Origin of the sequence: uncultured Sulfitobacter sp. (assembly GCF_947497275.1) — a bacterium.
GTDB lineage: Bacteria > Pseudomonadota > Alphaproteobacteria > Rhodobacterales > Rhodobacteraceae > Sulfitobacter.
This window is the reverse complement of sequence record NZ_CANMFS010000003.1, coordinates 127,156-145,474: the sequence shown is the minus strand read 5'-3', so window position 1 is coordinate 145,474 and position 18,319 is coordinate 127,156. Positions and strand designations below refer to the sequence as shown.

17 protein-coding genes and 1 riboswitch are annotated in these 18,319 nt (G+C 62.4%); of the genes, 10 read left to right on the top strand and 7 right to left on the bottom strand.

Annotated elements, in window-relative coordinates; genetic code table 11:
- Nucleotides 1-101: 101 nt before the first annotated feature.
- On the bottom strand, nt 102-1,430 hold the full coding sequence (locus tag Q1A06_RS07430) for an aspartate aminotransferase family protein (RefSeq protein WP_299560953.1): 1,329 nt from the start codon (nt 1,428-1,430) through the stop codon (nt 102-104).
- Nucleotides 1,431-1,653: 223 nt separating this feature from the next.
- On the opposite strand from Q1A06_RS07430, the gene Q1A06_RS07425 reads away from it, so the two are divergent.
- Nucleotides 1,654-3,138, top strand: a complete 1,485-nt coding sequence (locus Q1A06_RS07425; RefSeq protein WP_299560950.1) for a DegQ family serine endoprotease — start codon at nt 1,654-1,656, stop codon at nt 3,136-3,138.
- A gap of 59 nt (nt 3,139-3,197) precedes the next feature.
- On the opposite strand, the gene Q1A06_RS07420 is transcribed toward Q1A06_RS07425, so the two are convergent.
- Nucleotides 3,198-3,737 carry a peptidoglycan-binding domain-containing protein gene (locus Q1A06_RS07420; RefSeq protein ID WP_299560947.1) on the bottom strand — a complete coding sequence of 180 codons (540 nt, stop codon included), beginning with the start codon at nt 3,735-3,737 and terminating at the stop codon, nt 3,198-3,200.
- 154 nt (nt 3,738-3,891) lie between these two features.
- Here Q1A06_RS07420 and Q1A06_RS07415 point away from each other — a divergent pair, with 154 nt between their 5' ends.
- Both Q1A06_RS07415 and Q1A06_RS07410 read left to right on the top strand, forming a co-directional pair.
- Nucleotides 3,892-4,215, top strand: coding sequence for a 2Fe-2S iron-sulfur cluster-binding protein (locus tag Q1A06_RS07415; protein ID WP_299560944.1), 324 nt, complete (start codon nt 3,892-3,894; stop codon nt 4,213-4,215).
- Nucleotides 4,215-4,991, top strand: a complete 777-nt coding sequence (locus Q1A06_RS07410) for a VCBS repeat-containing protein (RefSeq protein WP_299560942.1) — start codon at nt 4,215-4,217, stop codon at nt 4,989-4,991. Before Q1A06_RS07415 ends, Q1A06_RS07410 begins: the two co-directional genes overlap by 1 nt.
- 89 nt (nt 4,992-5,080) lie before the next feature.
- Here the strand turns inward: Q1A06_RS07410 and purD are convergent, their stop codons facing one another.
- Nucleotides 5,081-6,346: a phosphoribosylamine--glycine ligase gene (purD, locus tag Q1A06_RS07405; protein WP_299560939.1), complete on the bottom strand. Its 1,266-nt coding sequence runs from the start codon at nt 6,344-6,346 to the stop codon at nt 5,081-5,083.
- A 73-nt stretch (nt 6,347-6,419) separates the two neighbouring features.
- Between purD and xseA the strand changes: the two genes are divergently transcribed.
- Nucleotides 6,420-7,967, top strand: a complete 1,548-nt coding sequence (gene xseA / locus Q1A06_RS07400; protein ID WP_299560936.1) for an exodeoxyribonuclease VII large subunit — start codon at nt 6,420-6,422, stop codon at nt 7,965-7,967.
- A gap of 34 nt (nt 7,968-8,001) precedes the next feature.
- On the opposite strand, the gene Q1A06_RS07395 is transcribed toward xseA, so the two are convergent.
- Nucleotides 8,002-8,397, bottom strand: a complete 396-nt coding sequence (locus Q1A06_RS07395; protein ID WP_299560933.1) for a hypothetical protein — start codon at nt 8,395-8,397, stop codon at nt 8,002-8,004.
- Between the two features lie 181 nt (nt 8,398-8,578).
- Here Q1A06_RS07395 and Q1A06_RS07390 point away from each other — a divergent pair, with 181 nt between their 5' ends.
- A complete protein-coding gene (locus Q1A06_RS07390) occupies nt 8,579-10,267 on the top strand; it encodes an NAD(P)H-dependent oxidoreductase subunit E (protein ID WP_299560931.1) in 1,689 nt (562 codons plus the stop codon).
- A 43-nt stretch (nt 10,268-10,310) separates the two neighbouring features.
- Here Q1A06_RS07390 and Q1A06_RS07385 read toward each other — a convergent pair whose 3' ends face one another.
- Entirely contained in the window at nt 10,311-10,898 is a 588-nt protein-coding gene (locus Q1A06_RS07385; RefSeq protein WP_299560928.1) for a rhodanese-like domain-containing protein, read from the bottom strand.
- 60 nt (nt 10,899-10,958) lie between these two features.
- Nucleotides 10,959-11,849, bottom strand: coding sequence for a lytic transglycosylase domain-containing protein (locus Q1A06_RS07380; protein ID WP_299560925.1), 891 nt, complete (start codon nt 11,847-11,849; stop codon nt 10,959-10,961).
- Nucleotides 11,850-11,959: 110 nt separating this feature from the next.
- Here Q1A06_RS07380 and ftsY point away from each other — a divergent pair, with 110 nt between their 5' ends.
- Genes ftsY through Q1A06_RS07365 form a run of 3 tightly spaced genes read left to right on the top strand, consistent with a single transcriptional unit; the run spans nt 11,960 to nt 14,776 of the window.
- Nucleotides 11,960-13,237 (top strand): signal recognition particle-docking protein FtsY, encoded by a 1,278-nt coding sequence (gene ftsY, locus Q1A06_RS07375; RefSeq protein WP_299560922.1) that lies wholly within the window; start codon nt 11,960-11,962, stop codon nt 13,235-13,237.
- A 22-nt stretch (nt 13,238-13,259) separates the two neighbouring features.
- Nucleotides 13,260-14,162, top strand: a complete 903-nt coding sequence (locus Q1A06_RS07370; RefSeq protein ID WP_299560919.1) for an EamA family transporter — start codon at nt 13,260-13,262, stop codon at nt 14,160-14,162.
- Between the two features lie 5 nt (nt 14,163-14,167).
- Nucleotides 14,168-14,776 carry an inner membrane-spanning protein YciB gene (locus tag Q1A06_RS07365; RefSeq protein ID WP_299560916.1) on the top strand — a complete coding sequence of 203 codons (609 nt, stop codon included), beginning with the start codon at nt 14,168-14,170 and terminating at the stop codon, nt 14,774-14,776.
- 9 nt (nt 14,777-14,785) lie between these two features.
- Here the strand turns inward: Q1A06_RS07365 and Q1A06_RS07360 are convergent, their stop codons facing one another.
- Nucleotides 14,786-15,481 carry a glutathione S-transferase N-terminal domain-containing protein gene (locus Q1A06_RS07360; RefSeq protein WP_299560913.1) on the bottom strand — a complete coding sequence of 232 codons (696 nt, stop codon included), beginning with the start codon at nt 15,479-15,481 and terminating at the stop codon, nt 14,786-14,788.
- A 101-nt stretch (nt 15,482-15,582) separates the two neighbouring features.
- Nucleotides 15,583-15,659, top strand: a riboswitch (SAM riboswitch).
- Between the two features lie 77 nt (nt 15,660-15,736).
- Here Q1A06_RS07360 and metZ point away from each other — a divergent pair.
- Together metZ and folE2 are read left to right on the top strand one after the other, a co-directional pair.
- Complete coding sequence (metZ, locus tag Q1A06_RS07355) at nt 15,737-16,921, top strand: O-succinylhomoserine sulfhydrylase (protein ID WP_299560910.1); 1,185 nt, start codon at nt 15,737-15,739, stop codon at nt 16,919-16,921.
- Between the two features lie 99 nt (nt 16,922-17,020).
- A complete protein-coding gene (gene folE2, locus Q1A06_RS07350) occupies nt 17,021-18,115 on the top strand; it encodes a GTP cyclohydrolase FolE2 (RefSeq protein ID WP_299560907.1) in 1,095 nt (364 codons plus the stop codon).
- Nucleotides 18,116-18,319 lie beyond the last annotated feature (204 nt).

The following is an 18,319-nucleotide window of genomic DNA, read 5'->3' as shown; positions in this document are numbered from 1 at the left end:
TGATCACAGGACAGGGGCCGCACGCAAGTGTCGGCCCCTTTTCATGTGCCTGCGCCCGGCGTCGGCGACAGCAAGGGGTTGGCATGATGCGCAGCTGGCCGTCAGCCGACCACCTTGTCGAGCGAGTCCGCAAGCTTGTCCACGATTGTATCGATCTCGGCCCCGGTCGAGGTAAAGCACGGTGCCAGCAGAACATGATCGCCCGACGTCCCGTCGGCGCAGCCCTGGGTAGGGTAGCAGATCATCCCGTCCTCCATCGCCGCCTGCTGTACCTTTCCCGCGATGTTGCGTGCAACGTCGTAGGGTGCTTTGGTGTCGCGGTTCTCGACGAATTCCGCCGTCCAGAACAGGCCACGCCCGCGGATGTCTCCGACGTGGGCATGTTGGCCCAGCCGGTCTTTTAGCCGTTCCTCCAGCTGCGCGCCACGCTTGCGCACGGCTTCCAGCAGATTGCGGTCGTCGATCTCGCGCATGACAGCCAAGGCGCCGGCAGTGGCGACCGCATGGCTCATGTAGGTGTGACCGTTCCAGAGTTTTCCCGATCCTGCCAGAATGCCATCGCAGACCTTTTGCGAGGCCATCACGGCCGCGATCGGCTGATAACCTGCGCCGAGCCCCTTGGCCATCGTGGTGATGTCGGCATGGATTCCTTCTTGTTCCAACGCGAAAAGAGTGCCGGTGCGCCCCATGCCGCACATCACTTCGTCAGCGATATAGAGCACGCCATGCCGGTCACAGATTTCACGGATCCGCTTGAAATAACCTTTCGGCGCGGGCTGTGTACCTAACGACGCGCCTACCACCGGTTCGGCAACGAACGCTGCGACGGTTTCCGGACCGAGCTTCTGTATCCGGGCCTCAAGCTGATCGGCCATGCGCAGACCGAAATCCTCGTCGCTCTCATCTTCTTGCTGCAGGCGGTAATTGTAGGTCGCATCGATGTGCTGCGTCTCGATAAGAAGGGGTGCGAAGGGCGCGCGGCGTCCTGCATGGCCGCTGACGGCCAGCGCGCCGAGGGTATTGCCATGGTACGACGGGGCGCGTGCAATGATATGGGCGCGACCCGTCTCGCCGCGCTCGACGTGATACTGGCGGGCCAGCTTCAATGCCGCCTCCATCGCCTCCGACCCGCTGCCCAGATACATGACGCGTCCCTCGCCGGTGCCGTCCGGCGCATGTGAGACCAGATAATCCGACAGCTCTTCTGCCCACGGGTTGGTAAACAGACCGGTGTGCGCGAAAGCCAGCGTGTTGACCTGATCGCAAATCGCCTTGCGCACGGCTGCGTTGTCATGACCAAGCGATGAGACCGCCGCGCCGCCGCAGGCGTCGAGATACCGCTTGCCGCTGTCGTCGATCAGATAGGCGCCTTCGCCCCCGACGATCTGCGGTTGGACGGCGGTCAGGCTTCGGCGCAGAACATGGCTCATCGGGAAACTCCTTCGGGTGGGTGCTTGCGGTTTTCTAGCACGCGAAAGCAGGCGTTGTGAAAGAAATGTCGGATGACGGGCAACGGACGCTCACGAGGATATGAAGGCTGTTGAATTGGGCCGTGCCCGACCCATCTTTGATATTGTACTGTGTGCAAGCACCATGCACTCTGCCCAATAATTTCTATGCCGATGCGGCATCTATTCCATCAGGAGACGCAACATGCAGCCCAGAGCGGTCGCCCAATCCCAAAAGAACCCATTGACCCCCGGCCTGCGCGCCGCACTCGTCGGCTTGTTGGCGCTCGCCATGGTGGCGCTGCAGGCCGTGTCGGCGCTGGCAAAACCCGAAAGCCTTGCACCGCTGGCGGAACAGATCAGCCCTTCGGTCGTCAACATCACCACATCGACGATGGTCGAAGGACGCACGGGGCCGCGTGGCATCGTGCCAGAAGGCTCGCCGTTCGAGGATTTTTTCCGCGAATTTCAGGATCGGAACCGGGGCGGAGAGGACGAGGCTCCCTCGCCGCGTCGATCTTCCGCTCTGGGATCGGGTTTTGTAATTTCCGAGGATGGTTTCGTCGTCACCAACAACCATGTCATCGCGGGCGCGGATGAGATCACCATCGAGTTCTTTTCGGGCAAGGAACTGAAGGCGACGGTGATCGGAACGGATCCCAACACCGACATCGCCCTGCTCAAGGTAGAAGCCGCTACGCCGCTTGATTTCGTGAATTTCGGTGACAGCGATGCGGCGCGCGTGGGTGATTGGGTCATTGCGATGGGCAATCCGCTGGGTCAGGGGTTCTCTGTCTCGGCAGGCATCGTGTCGGCGCGCAATCGCGCGCTCAGCGGCACCTATGACGATTACATTCAGACCGATGCGGCGATCAACCGCGGCAACTCCGGCGGCCCCTTGTTCAACATGGATGGCGATGTGATCGGTGTGAACACGGCGATCCTGTCGCCCAACGGCGGCTCCATCGGGATCGGATTTTCCATGGCCGCCAATGTGGTGACGCGTGTGGTTGACCAGCTCAAGGAGTTCGGCGAGACGCGCCGCGGCTGGCTTGGCGTCCGCATTCAGGATGTCACCCAAGACGTCGCTGATGCGATGGGGCTCGAGAATGCGTCAGGCGCGCTCATCACCGATGTGCCCGACGGGCCTGCAAAGGATGCCGGTCTTGAGACCGGGGACGTAATCTTGTCCTTCGATGGTGTCGATGTCGCGGACACCCGTGCGTTGGTACGGCAGGTGGGCAACAGTCCCGTGGGTGCAACCGTGCGGGTAACGGTCCTGCGCGAAGGAGAAAGCCAGACGATCAACGTCGTTCTGGGCCGCCGCGAGGATGCGAATGGCGAGACGCCAGAGGACGAGATCATTCCCGACACCGAAGGGGAGCCGGAAACATCCTCGCTCCTCGGCCTTACCGTTAGCCCGCTGACCGCCGAGATCCGCGAAGAACTGGGGGCAGACGCCCAGATGCAGGGCCTGGCGGTGACGCAGGTCGAAGACGGTTCGGAAGCATTCGAGAAGGGGTTGCGTGCGGGGGACATCATCACCGAAGCCGGACAGCAGGCTGTCGCGAGCATCGCCGATCTGAATGACAGGGTCGATGCCGCGAAGGAAGCGGGACGCAAATCTCTCTTGCTGTTGGTGCGGCGTGCGGGAGATCCGCGATTTGTGGCACTTACGCTAGACGACTAGTCAGACAGGTTTGTTTCCAAAAATGGGCGTCCCCTTGGGGCGCCCATTTTCACGTGTCTCTACGGCGAGCGGGGCACCGCGACCAGGCCTAGGGCGCGCGCCGTCTTGATCGACAGCACGTCGCTGCGCAATCCTCCGGCGGTTTGCACGGCAAGCACGGCTGCCCGTGTTTCCGCATCCATATTGCCGGTAACCGCCCCCTGATACAGGCCACGTGCCTGCAGCGCGCGTTGCAGCGATGAGACGAACTCGACCGTAAAATCGGGCGGGCAGGGCGTCTCGAACCAGTTGTCGGTGCGGGGTGTGACGATCTCTTGACGCTGCTCTGAGCGGTAGACTGGCAACGTCGCAACCGTCCCGTCGGTGTTCATCCTTGCCGGACTCACGAGCACCTGTTCCGTTACCGTCTCGACCACGGCGGGTGTCGGGATCTTGCCCCAACAGGTCCCGCGCGGCGCGCCGGGGGGGGCAAGGCCGTTGCCCTGTACAACACCGCCTTGCGAAACGGTCTGTCCATCAGCACAGGCTGCCAGCGCAAGCAAAGCGAGCACGCGCAACACGGGCGTGCGCAGCGGATGAAGGGGACGTGCCTGTATCATGGCCCAATGCCTCTTGGGTCTGTTATTCGCGCGCACACTAGCGCGTTTGATCACCACTGCCTAGAACCCTATGCCGCATCTGCAAAAGGGGCTGGCGCGTGGCGGAAGGCTTGCGTAGAAACGCAGCCAACCAAGTATTGAAAGGGTACCAGACATGGTAAAAATCACCTATGTTGAGCATAGCGGCACCGAGCATGTCGTCGACGTCGCGACCGGTCTGACGGTCATGGAAGGCGCACGCGACAATAACATTCCCGGCATCGAGGCCGATTGCGGCGGCGCGTGTGCCTGCTCCACCTGCCATGTCTACGTGGACGCGGCATGGATCGACAAGCTGCCGGCGAAAGATGATATGGAAGAAGATATGCTCGATTTCGCCTACGAGCCTGACCCCGAGAAGTCGCGCCTGACCTGCCAGATCAAGGTCACCGATGCGCTGGACGGTCTGCGGGTCCAGATGCCGGAAAAACAGATCTGATGTGCTACGGGGCGCGGCGTCTGTCGAAGTCCCCGTTGCAGGCGCGCGCCCGCCGCGCGCTGCGGCCCGTGTGCGTGGTTCTGGCCGGGTGCGCGCCCTTTGCTGCCGCCGCGCAGAACGCGCAAGAACCTGCGCTTGTTTCGGCGGCCTATGCCGAACCGACGGAGCGGTATCCCCACGGTATTCTGGGAGACGCCATCTCGTACGGCGCTCTCGTTCTACAGTTAGAAGACACTGCTGCCCCCATCGTTTTGCGGTTGCCGCGCGAGCGGGTGTTTGAAGATACCGCGCCGCGTCTGGTGGACATCGATGGCAACGGACGCCGCGAAGTTGTCGTGGTCGAAAGCCACCAGACGCAGGGTGCGCGCCTTGCGATTTACGACGCTGGCGGACTTGTCGGGGCGACGCCGTATATCGGGCAGCGCTTTCGTTGGCTGGCACCTGTCGCAATTGCTGATCTGGACGGGGATGGCCTGACCGAGCTGGCCTATGTCGACCGGCCTCATCTGGCAAAGATACTGCGGGTCTGGCGGTTTTCGAACGGACAGCTCTACGAGATTGCCCAGCTTCCGGGCGTGACGAACCATCGGATCGGAGAGACGGACATCGGTGGTGGCCTGCGTGACTGCGGAGCCGGGCCGGAGATGATCGTCGCCAGCGCCGATTGGCGGCGCGTGATGGGCGTGCGGTTTGAAGGATCGGCGCTTGCGATGAGCGATATCGGTCCATACCGGGACCGAAGCAGTTTTGCGCACGCGCTGGGCTGCCGCAGATAACCTGATCGATGTGGCCAGCCTGTTCGCCGGTGCCATTCGGTCGGGCCCTTGCAGCACCCAGCAGACAATCGCCGGCGCGCCGCGGCCTATTAATCCAGCGCCCGCCAGCCGATGTCACGGCGGCAGAAGCCCTCGGGCCAATCCACCTGGTCCACCATCGCATAGGCGCGCTGCTGCGCCTCCGCCAGCGTCTTGCCGCGGGCGGTCACGTTCAGCACACGCCCGCCGGCGGCGACGGTCGCGCCGTCCCGGGCGGCCGTGCCTGCGTGGAACACCATGTTGCTGCTGTCTTCGGGCAGCGTGTCCAAGCCCCGGATGACACTACCCTTTTTGTAGGCACCGGGATACCCCGCAGCGGCCAGCACGACCGTCAACGCATGGTCGTTCGCCCAGTTGACGCGCATGGTATCGAGCCGTCTTTCGGCGGCGGCGTGCATCAGGTCGAAGGCTTGGGCACCGAGCCGCATCATCAGCACCTGGCATTCGGGATCGCCGAAACGCACGTTGTATTCGACAAGCCGCGGCGCGCCGTTCTCGATCATCAGACCGGCATAAAGCACGCCCTGATAAGGCATCCCGCGCCGTGCCATTTCGGCCATCGTGGGGCGGATGATCTCGTTCAGTGCGCGCTCGGCGATGGCATCGGTGAGCACTGGGGCGGGGGAATAGGCCCCCATGCCGCCCGTATTCGGGCCGGTATCGCCTTCGCCCACACGCTTGTGATCCTGCGCTGTGCCGATGGGCAACACGTCTTTCCCGTCACACAGCACGAAAAACGACGCTTCCTCGCCGCGCATGAATTCCTCGATCACTACCTCGGCTCCCGCCGCTCCGAAGCTGCCGCCGAACATATCGTCAAGTGCTTCATCGGCCTGCGCCACCGTTTCGGCGATGATCACGCCCTTGCCTGCCGCCAGCCCGTCTGCCTTGACCACGATGGGTGTGCCTTGCGCGCGCACATAGTCTTTCGCGGCCTGCTTGTCGGTGAAGTGGCCGTAGCGGGCGGTGGGCGCACCACAAGCGTCGCAGATCTCCTTGGTAAAGGCCTTCGACGCTTCGAGAGCCGCCGCCGCCTGCGAGGGGCCGAACACCAGCAGCCCTGCGTCCCGCAATCGGTCCGCGACACCGTTGGCCAATGGCGCCTCGGGTCCGACGATCACGAACTCTATGCTGTTGTCCTCGGCGAATTGCACGACCGCGCCGCCGTCGTTGATATCGACATCCGCGCAGTCGGCGATCTGGGCGATGCCTGCATTGCCGGGCGCCACGATCAACTTGTCGCATTTGGGGTTCTGCATGACGGCCCACGCAAGGCTGTGTTCGCGCCCGCCGCTGCCCAAAATCAGGATATTCATGCCGCGCACTCCCTTGGCTTGAGGTTCCGGGCGTTCTATTCTCCCGCTGGAAAGATCACAAGGACGCAGACCGATGGATATGTTCGAAGACGGTGCCGACGCGGGGCCGGATGGCGACAACAGCCCCGAATTTACCGTCGGCGAATTGTCGAACGCGATCAAGCGGGTAATCGAGGGGGAATTCGGACACGTCCGTTTGCGCGCCGAAGTGGGTCGGGTAAGCCTGCCGCGTTCGGGCCATGTGTATCTAGACCTCAAGGACGACAAAGCGGTGATGGCGGGGATCATCTGGAAAGGGGTCGCGGCGCGACTAGATACGATGCCCGAAGAGGGGATGGAGGTGATCGTGACGGGGCGTGTCACCACGTTTCCGGGCCAGTCGAAGTACCAGATCATCATCGAAGACATTAAACCGGCGGGCATGGGCGCGCTCATGGCGCTCCTGGAAAAGCGCAAGACGGCGCTTGCGGCCGAAGGGTTGTTCGCGCCTGAGCGCAAGCAGGTACTGCCCTATCTGCCCGACATCATCGGCGTCGTCACCTCGCCCTCGGGGGCGGTGATCCGCGATATCCTGCATCGGTTGCGCGACCGGTTTCCGCGCAAGGTACTGATCTGGCCCGTTGCCGTGCAGGGCGCGAAATGCGCACCCGAAGTGGCGCGCGCAATCGACGGGTTCAACGCGATGACACCGGGCGGCGCGCTGCCGCGTCCCGATCTGATCATCGTGGCGCGCGGTGGCGGATCCGTCGAGGATCTGTGGGGCTTTAACGAAGAAGTCGTCTTGCGTGCGGCGGCGGCATCGCAGATCCCGCTGATCTCCGCCGTGGGGCACGAAACCGATACGACGCTGATCGATTTTGCCTCCGACAAGCGCGCACCGACACCGACGGCGGCGGCGGAACTGGCCGTACCGGTGCGCCATGAATTGATGGCCTACCTAGATCAACAACACGCGAGGATGAGCCGCGCGTTGAGCCAGGGATTGATCACGCGTGGTCAGCGCCTGCGCGATATGGCCCGCGCCTTGCCGCGCGCCGATACTTTGCTCGACAGTCCGCGCCAGCGTCTCGACCGGGCCGGCGAGCGGCTTGGTCCCGCGCTGATCGCGGGGGTGCAGCGGCGCAAGGTGCGCCTGGCCGACCGCAGCGGCGCGCTGCGTCCTGCCGGGCTGCGCGCCCGGCTGGTACAGGAGCGGCGGCGATTGGAGGATCTGTCAGGGCGGCTGGCACCGGCACTTGCGCGCGCGGTCGCGGCAAAGCGGCGCGCCGCCGAGGCACAGCGCCTGCGCCCAACGACACTGCTGCGCGAACGCGACAGGCAGGCGGAAAGGCTCGCGCGCGTCACGCGGCAGTTGTCGGCAGCGGCCGCACGTCAGACAGCGGGGTGGCGCAAGCAGATCGAGGCTGCGGAGCGCCTGCGCATCACGCTTGGCTACGAGGCCACGCTGGAGCGGGGCTTCGCGGTGGTACGCAGTGGCGGCAATGTCATTACCACGACCGCAGCGGCGCGCGCGGCAACCGACCTTGAGATCCAGTTCGCTGACGGAAGGTTCAGTGTCGGCGGCAAGGGAGCCACCCGCAAATCCGGATCCAAGTCACCCGAACAGGGATCCCTGTTCTAGAAGCCGTACATATGCAGCGAGTCGCGAAAGCCGATCACACCCCGATGCGCGGGCCCAGACACAACATTTCCTGTGTGCTCTCGTTCGCCTCATAAAGCGGGCTTATGGCGGGGTCGTTCTCGAACCGCGCGATCAATCCGCGCGGTCCGCGCTCGAAGCTCCAGCATTGCGGATCGGGACGGTCTTCGTAAGTAAAGCAGATGAGGCCCTCTGCCTCGTACCATGTGCCGTCCTTGCATTGGCCGTCGAGGAAGGACCAGCGTACCCGCCTGTCCGGCAAATAGATTTCCGCGCCGTAGGGCTCGGACCCATTCCCGTAGAAAAGCGTTTTGCCACGTGTATAGGCATCGAACTCCTCGGCGGTCATCAAACCCCCGGCAGCGGCGGGCAGGGCAATCAGCGCAAACAGGATGGCATAGAATATTCTCATTGTTTCATGATGTCAGAAAGATCCGGGGGCTGCCAGTGGACAAGCGGCGGACCGCGCAGTTTCCGATAGGCGGCACGCCCGCCCGCCGAGCGCGCAAATCGGGTCCGAGGGGTCGCTTTTCGCTTTGGGCGCCGGGCGCGCCTTTGATAGAAGGCAAAAACATTTCGAAGGGATCGGTGGTATGGCGTTGGACGGGAACAAGAAGGGCGTCTGGAAGTCCGGAAAGGGCAAGGGCCGGACCCATACAAAGGGTCGCCAGTTGCACGACGACGCCTGGTCGCAGGTGCGCAGCCTTCTGGGAGACGAACCGCGCGACCGCGATCTGTTGATCGAACATCTTCACCTCATTCAGGACGCCTACGGCCATCTGTCTGCGCCACATCTGCGCGCACTGGCCGAAGAGATGCGCATTTCCATGGCCGAGGTCTATGAGGTGGCGACATTCTATGCGCATTTCGATGTGGTCAAGGAAGGGCAGACGCCGCCCCCCGCCCTGACGATCCGGGTGTGCGAATCGCTCAGCTGCGAACTTGCGGGTGCACAGGCGCTCAAGAACGCGCTGCTGGAGGGGCTGGACCCCGCCGAGGTGCGTGTGCTGCGCGCGCCCTGCATGGGGGGATGCGACAAGGCGCCGGTAGTGGCGTTGGGACACGCCCAGATCGATTTCGCGACACCGGAGAAGGTGCAGGCAGCGGTGGCGACGCGCGACACCCACGCTCCGGTGCCGGACTACGAGACATTCGACGCCTATGTAGAGGGCGGAGGATACGCCACGCTTAGATCCCTGCGCGCAAGCGGCGACTGGGAGGCGGTCCAGGACAAGGTGCAGTCTTCGGGTCTGCGCGGCCTTGGCGGGGCGGGGTTTCCGTCGGGCAAGAAGTGGGGCTTCGTACGTGCGGCACAGGGGCCGCGGTATCTGGCCGTGAATGGCGACGAGGGCGAGCCAGGCACATTCAAAGACCGCTTTCACCTTGAGACGACGCCGCATCTGTTTCTCGAGGGGATGCTGATCGCTGCCTGGGCCGTGGAGGCCGAGCGCGTGTTCATCTATATGCGCGACGAATACCCGGCTGTTCTCGAAATCCTCGCGCGCGAGATTGCAGCACTGGAGGATACGGGACTGGTATCGCCGGGCTACATTGATCTGCGGCGGGGGGCGGGTGCATATATCTGCGGCGAGGAATCCGCGATGATCGAAAGCATCGAGGGAAAGCGTGGCATACCGCGCCATCGCCCGCCTTATGTCGCTCAGGTAGGGGTCTTTGGCCGTCCGACGCTGGTGCACAACGTCGAGACCTTGCACTGGGTGGCGCGGGTGTGCCGCGAAGGCCCCGAGATCCTGTCGTCGGTTGAAAAGAACGGACGCACAGGTTTGCGCAGCTACTCCGTGTCGGGCCGCGTTGCCGCTCCGGGCGTATATTTGCTGCCGGCGGGGTCGACCATTACCGATATTATCAAAGCTGCGGGCGGCATGGCGGAAGGCCATGTGTTCAAGGCCTACCAGCCCGGTGGCCCCTCATCGGGGCTGTTGCCCGCCTCAAGGTCTGATATCCCGCTGGATTTCGACACCCTGCAGCCGCACGACAGCTTCATCGGCTCGGCGGCCGTTGTGGTCCTGTCGGAAGGTGACAGCGCGCGCGATGCGGCGGTCAACATGTTGCGCTTTTTCGAGGACGAAAGCTGTGGTCAATGCACGCCGTGCCGGGTGGGCTGTGAAAAGGCGGTCAAGCTGATGCAGCAGGACCGCTGGGATCAGGGGCTGCTCGAAGAGCTGTCGCAGGCGATGGCCGACGCGTCGATCTGCGGTCTGGGGCAGGCGGCACCAAATCCGATCCGCCTGACGATGAAGCACTTCCCCGACGAGATCTGAGAAAGGTGCGGGCACGCGACATACGCGTCGCCCGCAGTCCCGATCAGCCGCCCGCGACAGTCAATCCCAGCACACGCCAGACCTGCATGCCCCCGCGGTAGTAGTGGATCTTGTCCGCCGGAAAGCCGGCTTCGAGCATGTTGCGGATCGCGGTCGGCGACTGGCCGCACCAGATGCCGTTGCAAAAAAGCGCCACACGCTTGGCGCCTTCGCAGTCCCATCCGTCGAAATCGGGCGCGCATCCGAGCTGTCCCAACTCATCCAGCACGAAAGTGTAGGGGATGTTGATCGCACCCGGTATCGTGCCGCCGGTGAACCAGTCGGCGGTGCGGCTGTCTACCACCACCGCATCGGGGTCCTGCAGCATTTCGATCAATTCGAGTTCGCCGATGGTCGTGACCCCTTCGGCGGGCGTCATCGGCTGGATGCAGAAATCGGGGCAGGGGCGCGAGGTACGGGCCCATTCGCCTGTGACCTCGTTCCGGGTATCCTGGATCCGGGATATCTCGACCGGGCCATTGACGGTGGGAACGGTGACGATGGGCATGTCCTTGGTGATGCCGACTTCCGTCTGGGCACTGGCCGCACCTGCGGCAAGCGTAAAGGCAAGTATCAATGCAATGTGTTTCATAGGTATCCTCTTTGTCGCGATGTCCCTCACGTCACACCGTACCGTCAGCACCCTCCCGCGTCACTTGTTTTGAACGACCAGACATTTGCAACTGCGCGCCTTGATCTGGCGGCAAAGTTTCTGCGCAGCTTGCCGGCTGTTGCGTCCGATCCGGGCAAAGAAATAGCCTTTCTTGCCCGAAACGCGGTTTTTCACATAGATAAGGTCCAGCTTTTCGCCGTTGACCAGCCCTCGACATGCGGCGGTCTGGCGGCTGATCTTGTCGCGCGCGGCCTGTTTGGAGATGCCGAAGCCCAGTTGAACACCCCAGGGTTTGACCGGCGGTGGCGGTGGTTTTACCAGCTTGATAGGGGTCAGGCGCCGGTCGCGCGCCATCTCGGAGCACGCTGCTTGAAACGGCTTGTTCTTGGACAGGCGGAAGTCATGGTCTTTCGGCGGCGCGTCCCGCCATTGCTCTGCGGCCAGCCCGGTGATGATCGGGACATAATTGACCGTTTCGGGGGCCAGCCCCTTGCCTTCCAGAAACCCTTCTGCGCGCCGCTCGCCCCCGTTGTACCCGATGGCGGCCATACCTTCGTTGCCGTAGCGGCGCACCATCTCGGCAAGGTATTGCGCGGAATGTTCCAGCGCATCGGCGGGGTTGTAGGGATCCTTGAGGCCGCGCAACCGCGCGGTCGAGGGGATGAACTGGGCGATACCGCGTGCGTTGGCGTGCGATAGAGCGTTCGGGTCAAACCGGCTTTCCTGCCAGATCAGTCGCGCGAAAAAGCCGACATTAAGGCCGTGCCGGGTCGCGAAAGTCTCGATCGCATTGCAGGTGTCGTAGACGAAATGCGCGGCACGGATGCAATGCGCGTGACCCCATTTGCCACTGCTGCACAGGCGTTCGGGTGGCTCGGCCAGCGCCGGACCTGTCCAGACAATCAAGAAAAGGACAACGCTCAGTCTCATCAGCCTTTGGTGGCCTGCGGACTGCGGGAAGTCAATATTTGGCGCATCCCTTCCAATAGCTGCCGCAAGGGGTTAGATCGGAGGCAGACAGTGATCGGAGACAGTGCCCCGTGGCGTTTTTCAAGAAACTCAAAGACCGTCTGTTCAAGTCGTCCGAGCGGATCGACGAAGGCCTCGAAGCGATCGTCAGCGAGGGCGGCGAAGAGGACCGGGCCGCCGTCGACGAGATAATGGAAGCTCCCGGCCGGGCCGCTGAGGAACTGCCGCAGGCCGCCCCGCGCGAAAGCTCCGAACCGGCGCCGGTCGACGAAGCGCCCGCACCGCCGCGTGCGGCACCTCCGCCACCGCCTGATGCTCGGCCCGAACCGGAGGCTGTTCCCAGACCTGCAGATCCCGCGCCCGAAGCGCCCCCGTCCGCGCCGTCCGAGAAAACCGAACCACTTCGCACGGTGGTTCCGCCGGTGGCGCCGATCGACGTGCCCGATGCTGTCGATGAACTTCCGAAGCGGGGTCTGCTCGGACGCATGATCGGTCGCGGGGGCGAGGCGGCTGTCGTGCGCCGGGTGCTGAACGATGCGATGCTGGAGCAGCTCGAAGAGCTGTTGATTACTGCCGATATGGGTGTGGACACCGCTCTGCGCGTGACGGCCAACATGGCCGAGGGGCGGTTGGGCCGAAAACTGTCGGTGGCCGAGATCAAGACGCTGATGGCACAGGAAATCGCGCGGATCATGGAGCCGGTCGCCAAGCCGCTGCCGCTGTATCCCAGAAAGCCACAGGTGGTTCTGGTGGTTGGCGTCAATGGATCGGGCAAGACGACGACCATTGGTAAACTGGCCAGTCAGTTCCGTGCCGCCGGCAAGAAGGTTGTGATCGCGGCTGGCGACACGTTTCGCGCTGCAGCCGTCGAGCAGCTTCAGGTCTGGGGAGAGCGCGCGGGCGTGCCGGTTCTGACGGCGGCACAGGGCAGTGATCCGGCGAGTCTTGTCTTTGATGCGATGGGCCGTGCAGAGGCGGATGGCGCCGACCTATTGCTTATCGACACCGCCGGGCGTCTGCAAAACCGTGGCGATCTGATGGAGGAACTGGCAAAAATTGTGCGTGTGATCCGCAAGAAAGACCCGGATGCGCCGCACAACACACTCTTGGTTCTGGATGCGACAACGGGTCAGAACGCGCTCAATCAGGTCAAGGTGTTCCAAGACATCTCGGATGTGTCGGGCCTTGTCATGACCAAGCTGGACGGCACCGCCAAGGGGGGCGTGTTGGTTGCGCTCGCTGACAAGTTCGGCCTGCCGATCCACGCCATCGGTGTGGGCGAGCAGATCGACGATCTGCAACCGTTCGATCCCGAAGAGTTTGCGGACGCGCTGACGGGGCGCGCATGACAGCCAGACAGCCAGCAGTCGCGTGACGGATTGGCTGATTCAGATCGAGGGGACCGAAGCCGGGCACCGGCTGGCGCTGATCCTCGCATTGTCGGCGGCGGTCTTGCACGCCGTTTTCGGCGCGCTACAGAAGGGGCGGCATGATCCCTTTCTCACGCGGGGCGCGATCGACGCATGTTACTGTTTGATGGCGGCCCCTTTCGCGTTGTTCGTGGTCCCGTGGCCGGAGCCGAAGATGTGGCCGATCTTTGCGGGGGCATGGGTCATCCACATGCTGTACAAGTTTCTTCAGGCCGCCGCCTATACCAAGGGGGCCTATACGGTCGTTTATCCGGTCGTACGCGGTACTGGCCCCTTGTTCACGGTGATCGGTGCATACCTGATCTTCGGCGAGACGTTCACCCTGACGCAATGGTTGGGGGTGGGCGTGCTGATGGCAGGGATCTTCGGGCTGGCGGTGTACAATCTGATCTTTCTCACGGCGGAGCGCGAAACCCTGAACGCCGCAATGGGGTTGGCGGTGCTGACGGGTATGTTCGTGGCGCTTTATACCACCTATGATGCCTACGGCATCCGCGCCACGCCCAATCCCTTCACCTTCCTTGCGTGGTTCTTCATGATCGACGGGGCGTTGTTCCCGTTCTTCGCGGCGCGGCGGTGGCGCGCGATGCCGACTCCGCCCGCGCTGGGACCGTTGGTGATGCGTGGCACGATCGGCGGTGTCGTCGCCTTCATGAGCTTTGGCGCGATCATGATGGCGACACGCCTTGATAAAGTGGGCGAAGCAGCGGTATTGCGAGAGACCTCGACCGTTTTTGCTGCCCTTATCGGCTGGCTAGTGCTCAAGGAAACCGTCGGCCCGAGGCGAATCGCGCTGATGACGCTCATCGCCGCGGGCGCGGTTATTGTAGAATTCGGAGGCTAAGGCGCATGGCGCAATCACGCGAAATCAATCCGATCCTGAAACAGGTGCTGGAGCTTGGACCGACATTGGCTTTCTTCGTGCTGTATCTTTGGATCAAGGACGAAAGCTTTGCCATTGGCGGCACGCAATACACCGGCTTCATCGTCGCGGCGGTGGTTTTTGTCCCGATCCTGTTGCTGGCGATGGCGATCCTCTGGGTCCTGACGGGCAAGCTGAGCCGGATGCAGGTGTTCACGGCCTTCATGGTTATTTTCTTCGGCGGTCTGACCGCATGGTTCAACGATGAGCGGTTCTTCAAGATGAAAACCTCGATCGTCTACGGCCTGTTGTCGGCGATCCTCGCGGTCGGGCTGTTCAAGGGGCGCTCATGGCTCGAATTCGTGATGAGCGACGCGATGCCCATGCGGCACGAAGGTTGGATGATCCTGACGCGGCGCCTGACGCTGGCATTTGCCGTGCTGGCGCTGGCCAATGAAATCGTCTGGCGCACGCTTTCGACCGAAACATGGGTCAAGATCGAGACCTTCGGTTTCCCACTTGCATTGATGGCGTTCTTGTTCTGGCAGTTCACCCATCTGCAACCCTATGTCATTGAAGAGAAAAGCGGCGACTGAACGCGCTGCCTACCGCTTGAAAAGGGTGTCTTGGGCATCCTTCTTGAAATCGCCGCGCTTGTCGGCATGCAGGGCGCGTCCCGCCTGAACACCGGGCCGCGCGCCCATCTGGTCGAGCCAGCGGGCAAGATGCGGTTTGTCCTCCAGCGTCTGCTGCTGGCCTTCCCACAACGATGCCCACCCCCAGATCGAGAAATCGGCGATGGACACAAAATTCCCCGCAACGAATTCATGTTGTGCCAACTGCCGGTTCAGCACACCGTAGAGACGCGCGACTTCCGCCCGGTAGCGATCCTTGGCGTAGGGCAGGTCGTTCGGCGGATCCATCGCGGGGGCATATTTCAGGAAATGATGCGCCTGACCGGCCATCGGGCCAAGGCCGCCCATCTGCCACATCAGCCATTGATCCACCGCGATCCGCTCGCGCTCGGTTTCGCCACAGAATGTCCCGGTCTTGCGGGCGAGATATTGCAGGATCGCGCCGCTCTCGAAGATCGACAGCGGCGCGCCATCCGGCCCGTCGGGATCGACAATCGCGGGCATCCTGTTATTCGGCGATATCATGAGGAATGCCGGATCGAACTGCTCCCCCGCGCCGATGTCCACCAGATGCGTCTCGTAGGGCAGTGCCATCTCCTCGAGGCAGATTGAGACTTTCCAGCCGTTCGGCGTAGGCCAGAAATACAAGTCAATCGGTTGGTTCATAGGGCGTTCCTTTGTACTCTTATCCGATGATGGCGGTTTTGCGCGCGGAGACAAGCACTACCTGCGCGCCGCCTGCTTGACGCGCGCGGGCCATTCCCCTAACCAAAGCCTGTGGCGATTTGTTACCGGATTGCGGGCCACGTTAAACATTCCGCTAAAAGGTCAGGATGAAAGCCCCCTTTCGCTTGACCGCGACAGGGGTTTTTTTGTGCCGCGCCCCGCCCGCAACGTATCGGCACGCGAAGGAATGAACCAATGAGCAATACTTGGAAACCCAGCACCAAAGCCGTCCACGCAGGGACCCGCCGCAGCCAATACGGAGAGGTGTCCGAAGCGATCTATCTCACTCAGGGCTTCGTATATGAGAGCGCGGAACACGCTGAGCAGCGGTTTGTAGCGTCAGGCGACGATGAATTCATCTATGCCCGCTACGGCAACCCCACCGTTGCGATGTTCGAGGAACGCATTGCCGCGCTCGAAGGGGCAGAAGACGCGTTTGCCACGGCTTCGGGGATGGCGGCGGTGTCGGGCGCGCTGATGTCGATGCTGAAAGCGGGCGATCACGTCGTATCGGCGCGCGCGCTGTTCGGATCGTGTCTGTACGTGCTCGAAGAGATCCTGACCCGTTACGGTGTCGAGGTGACGTTCGTCGACGGCACCGAGCTGTCACAGTGGGAGGCGGCGATCCGCGACGACACAGCGGCCGTTTTCTTCGAATCGGTCTCCAATCCGACATTGCAGGTCGTCGATATTGCCGCGGTGAGCGCGCTGGCGCATGCCAAAGGTGCGCTTGTGGTGCTTGATAACGTGTTCGCCACGCCGGTATTTTCCAAGGCAGTAGAGCAGGGTGCGGACGTGGTGATCTATTCCGCGACCAAGCATATCGACGGGCAGGGCCGTGCGCTGGGCGGGGTGATCATGGGTACGCGCGATTTTATTCGCGGCACAGTCGAGCCGTACATGAAGCACACCGGCGGGTCGATGTCGCCGTTTACGGCCTGGATCATGCTTAAGGGGTTGGAAACGATGAACCTGCGCGTGCGCGCACAGGCGGCGACGGCGCAGGCGGTGGCAGAGGCGTTGCAGCCGCACCCTGCACTGAACGCCGCAATTTATCCCGGACTGCCCGCGCATCCGCAGCATGATCTGACCATGCGGCAGATGGAAAAGGGCGGCACGGTGATTGCGCTGGATCTGGCGGGGGGCAAGGACGCCGCATTCAGGTTTCTCAATGCGGTTGAAATCGGGCTCATTTCCAACAATCTGGGGGATGCCAAGACCATTCTGACCCATCCGGCGACCACCACCCACCAACGCCTGCCGGACGCGCAGAAACAGCAGCTGGGCATCACGCCCGGTCTGGTGCGTGTGAGCATCGGTCTGGAAGACGTCGAGGATCTGATTGCGGACTTCCGCCAAGCACTTGATGCCGCAAAATAGGTGATCCGTGGCGTTACCCGCCGCGTATCGGTTATATTCATTTGGTAATCTGCGGGTGGAACCCTACATTAGGTTTGCTCGAAGAGGGGAGCTTAGACAATGAACATCGCCACACCGATCAAGCCGACACCGGACCGCACAGCCGCCGAAGCGGCACTTGAAACATTGCGGACGTGGGCCGCTACGGCGACCGAAACGGAATTGGCCACCCTTGATCCTGCAGTCGCACAACTGTTGCGCGGCGGCAAAGCCTATCCGTTATTCGACCGGGACTACCCTGCCGATTTCGCCATAGAGGCGGAGTACAAGGAAAGTCTACCGGATCTGCAGAATGGCCCGTCCAGCCTGATCAAGGGGGCGAACCAGCAGATCCAGCATGTCGGCATTTCCAATTTCCGCCTGCCGATCCGTTTCCAGACCCGCAACGGCGGGGATCTGATGCTCGAGACATCCGTTACGGGGACCGTCAGCCTTGATGCGGACAAGAAGGGCATCAACATGTCCCGCATCATGCGCAGCTTCTACAAGCACGCCGAAAGCACATTCAGCTTTGCGGTGATCGAGGCCGCGCTTGATGACTATATCAGCGATCTGGAGAGTTTCGACGCACGTATCCAGATGCGGTTTTCCTTTCCGATGAAGATTTCGAGCCTGCGCTCCGGTCTCGAAGGCTATCAGTATTATGACGTGGCGCTCGAGCTGGTAGAGCAAAACGGTGTGCGCCAGAAGATTATTCACCTCGATTACGTGTATTCCAGCACCTGCCCGTGCTCGCTTGAGTTGTCCGAACATGCGCGGGCCACACGCAACCAGCTTGCGACGCCCCATTCGCAACGCTCGGTCGCACGGATTTCAGTGTTGATGGATGATACCGCGCAATGCCTGTGGTTCGAGGACCTGATCGAGGCGTGCCGGCGCGCGGTGCCGACCGAAACTCAGGTGATGGTCAAGCGTGAGGACGAACAGGCCTTTGCCGAGCTGAACGCGGCCAATCCGATCTTCGTGGAAGACGCCGCGCGGTTGTTTTGCGAGCAGCTCCAGACAGATGCGCGCATATCCGATTTCCGTGTGATCGCAAGCCATCAGGAAAGCCTGCACAGTCATGACGCGGTGAGTGTTCTGACCGAAGGTGCGACCTTTGCGCAAGCGAGCCTCGATCCCAAGCTTTTCAACACCCTGTTCCACGTCGGCTGATCTTTCTGAACAGGTTGCGCTGCGCAGGTTTGTGCGAACGAGCTTCCGCCATGCCGAAAGGTGTGGCGGCTTTTTTGCTGCAATGTCGACGGCCCCGTGCCCTTGGGTAAATTGCGCCTACAGGGCGGCGGCTATGCGTTTTTGGTGGTACTGCTGCGGTGCAGCATCACCTATCTGGAGTGCACGGGGATAATCCCGCCAAGA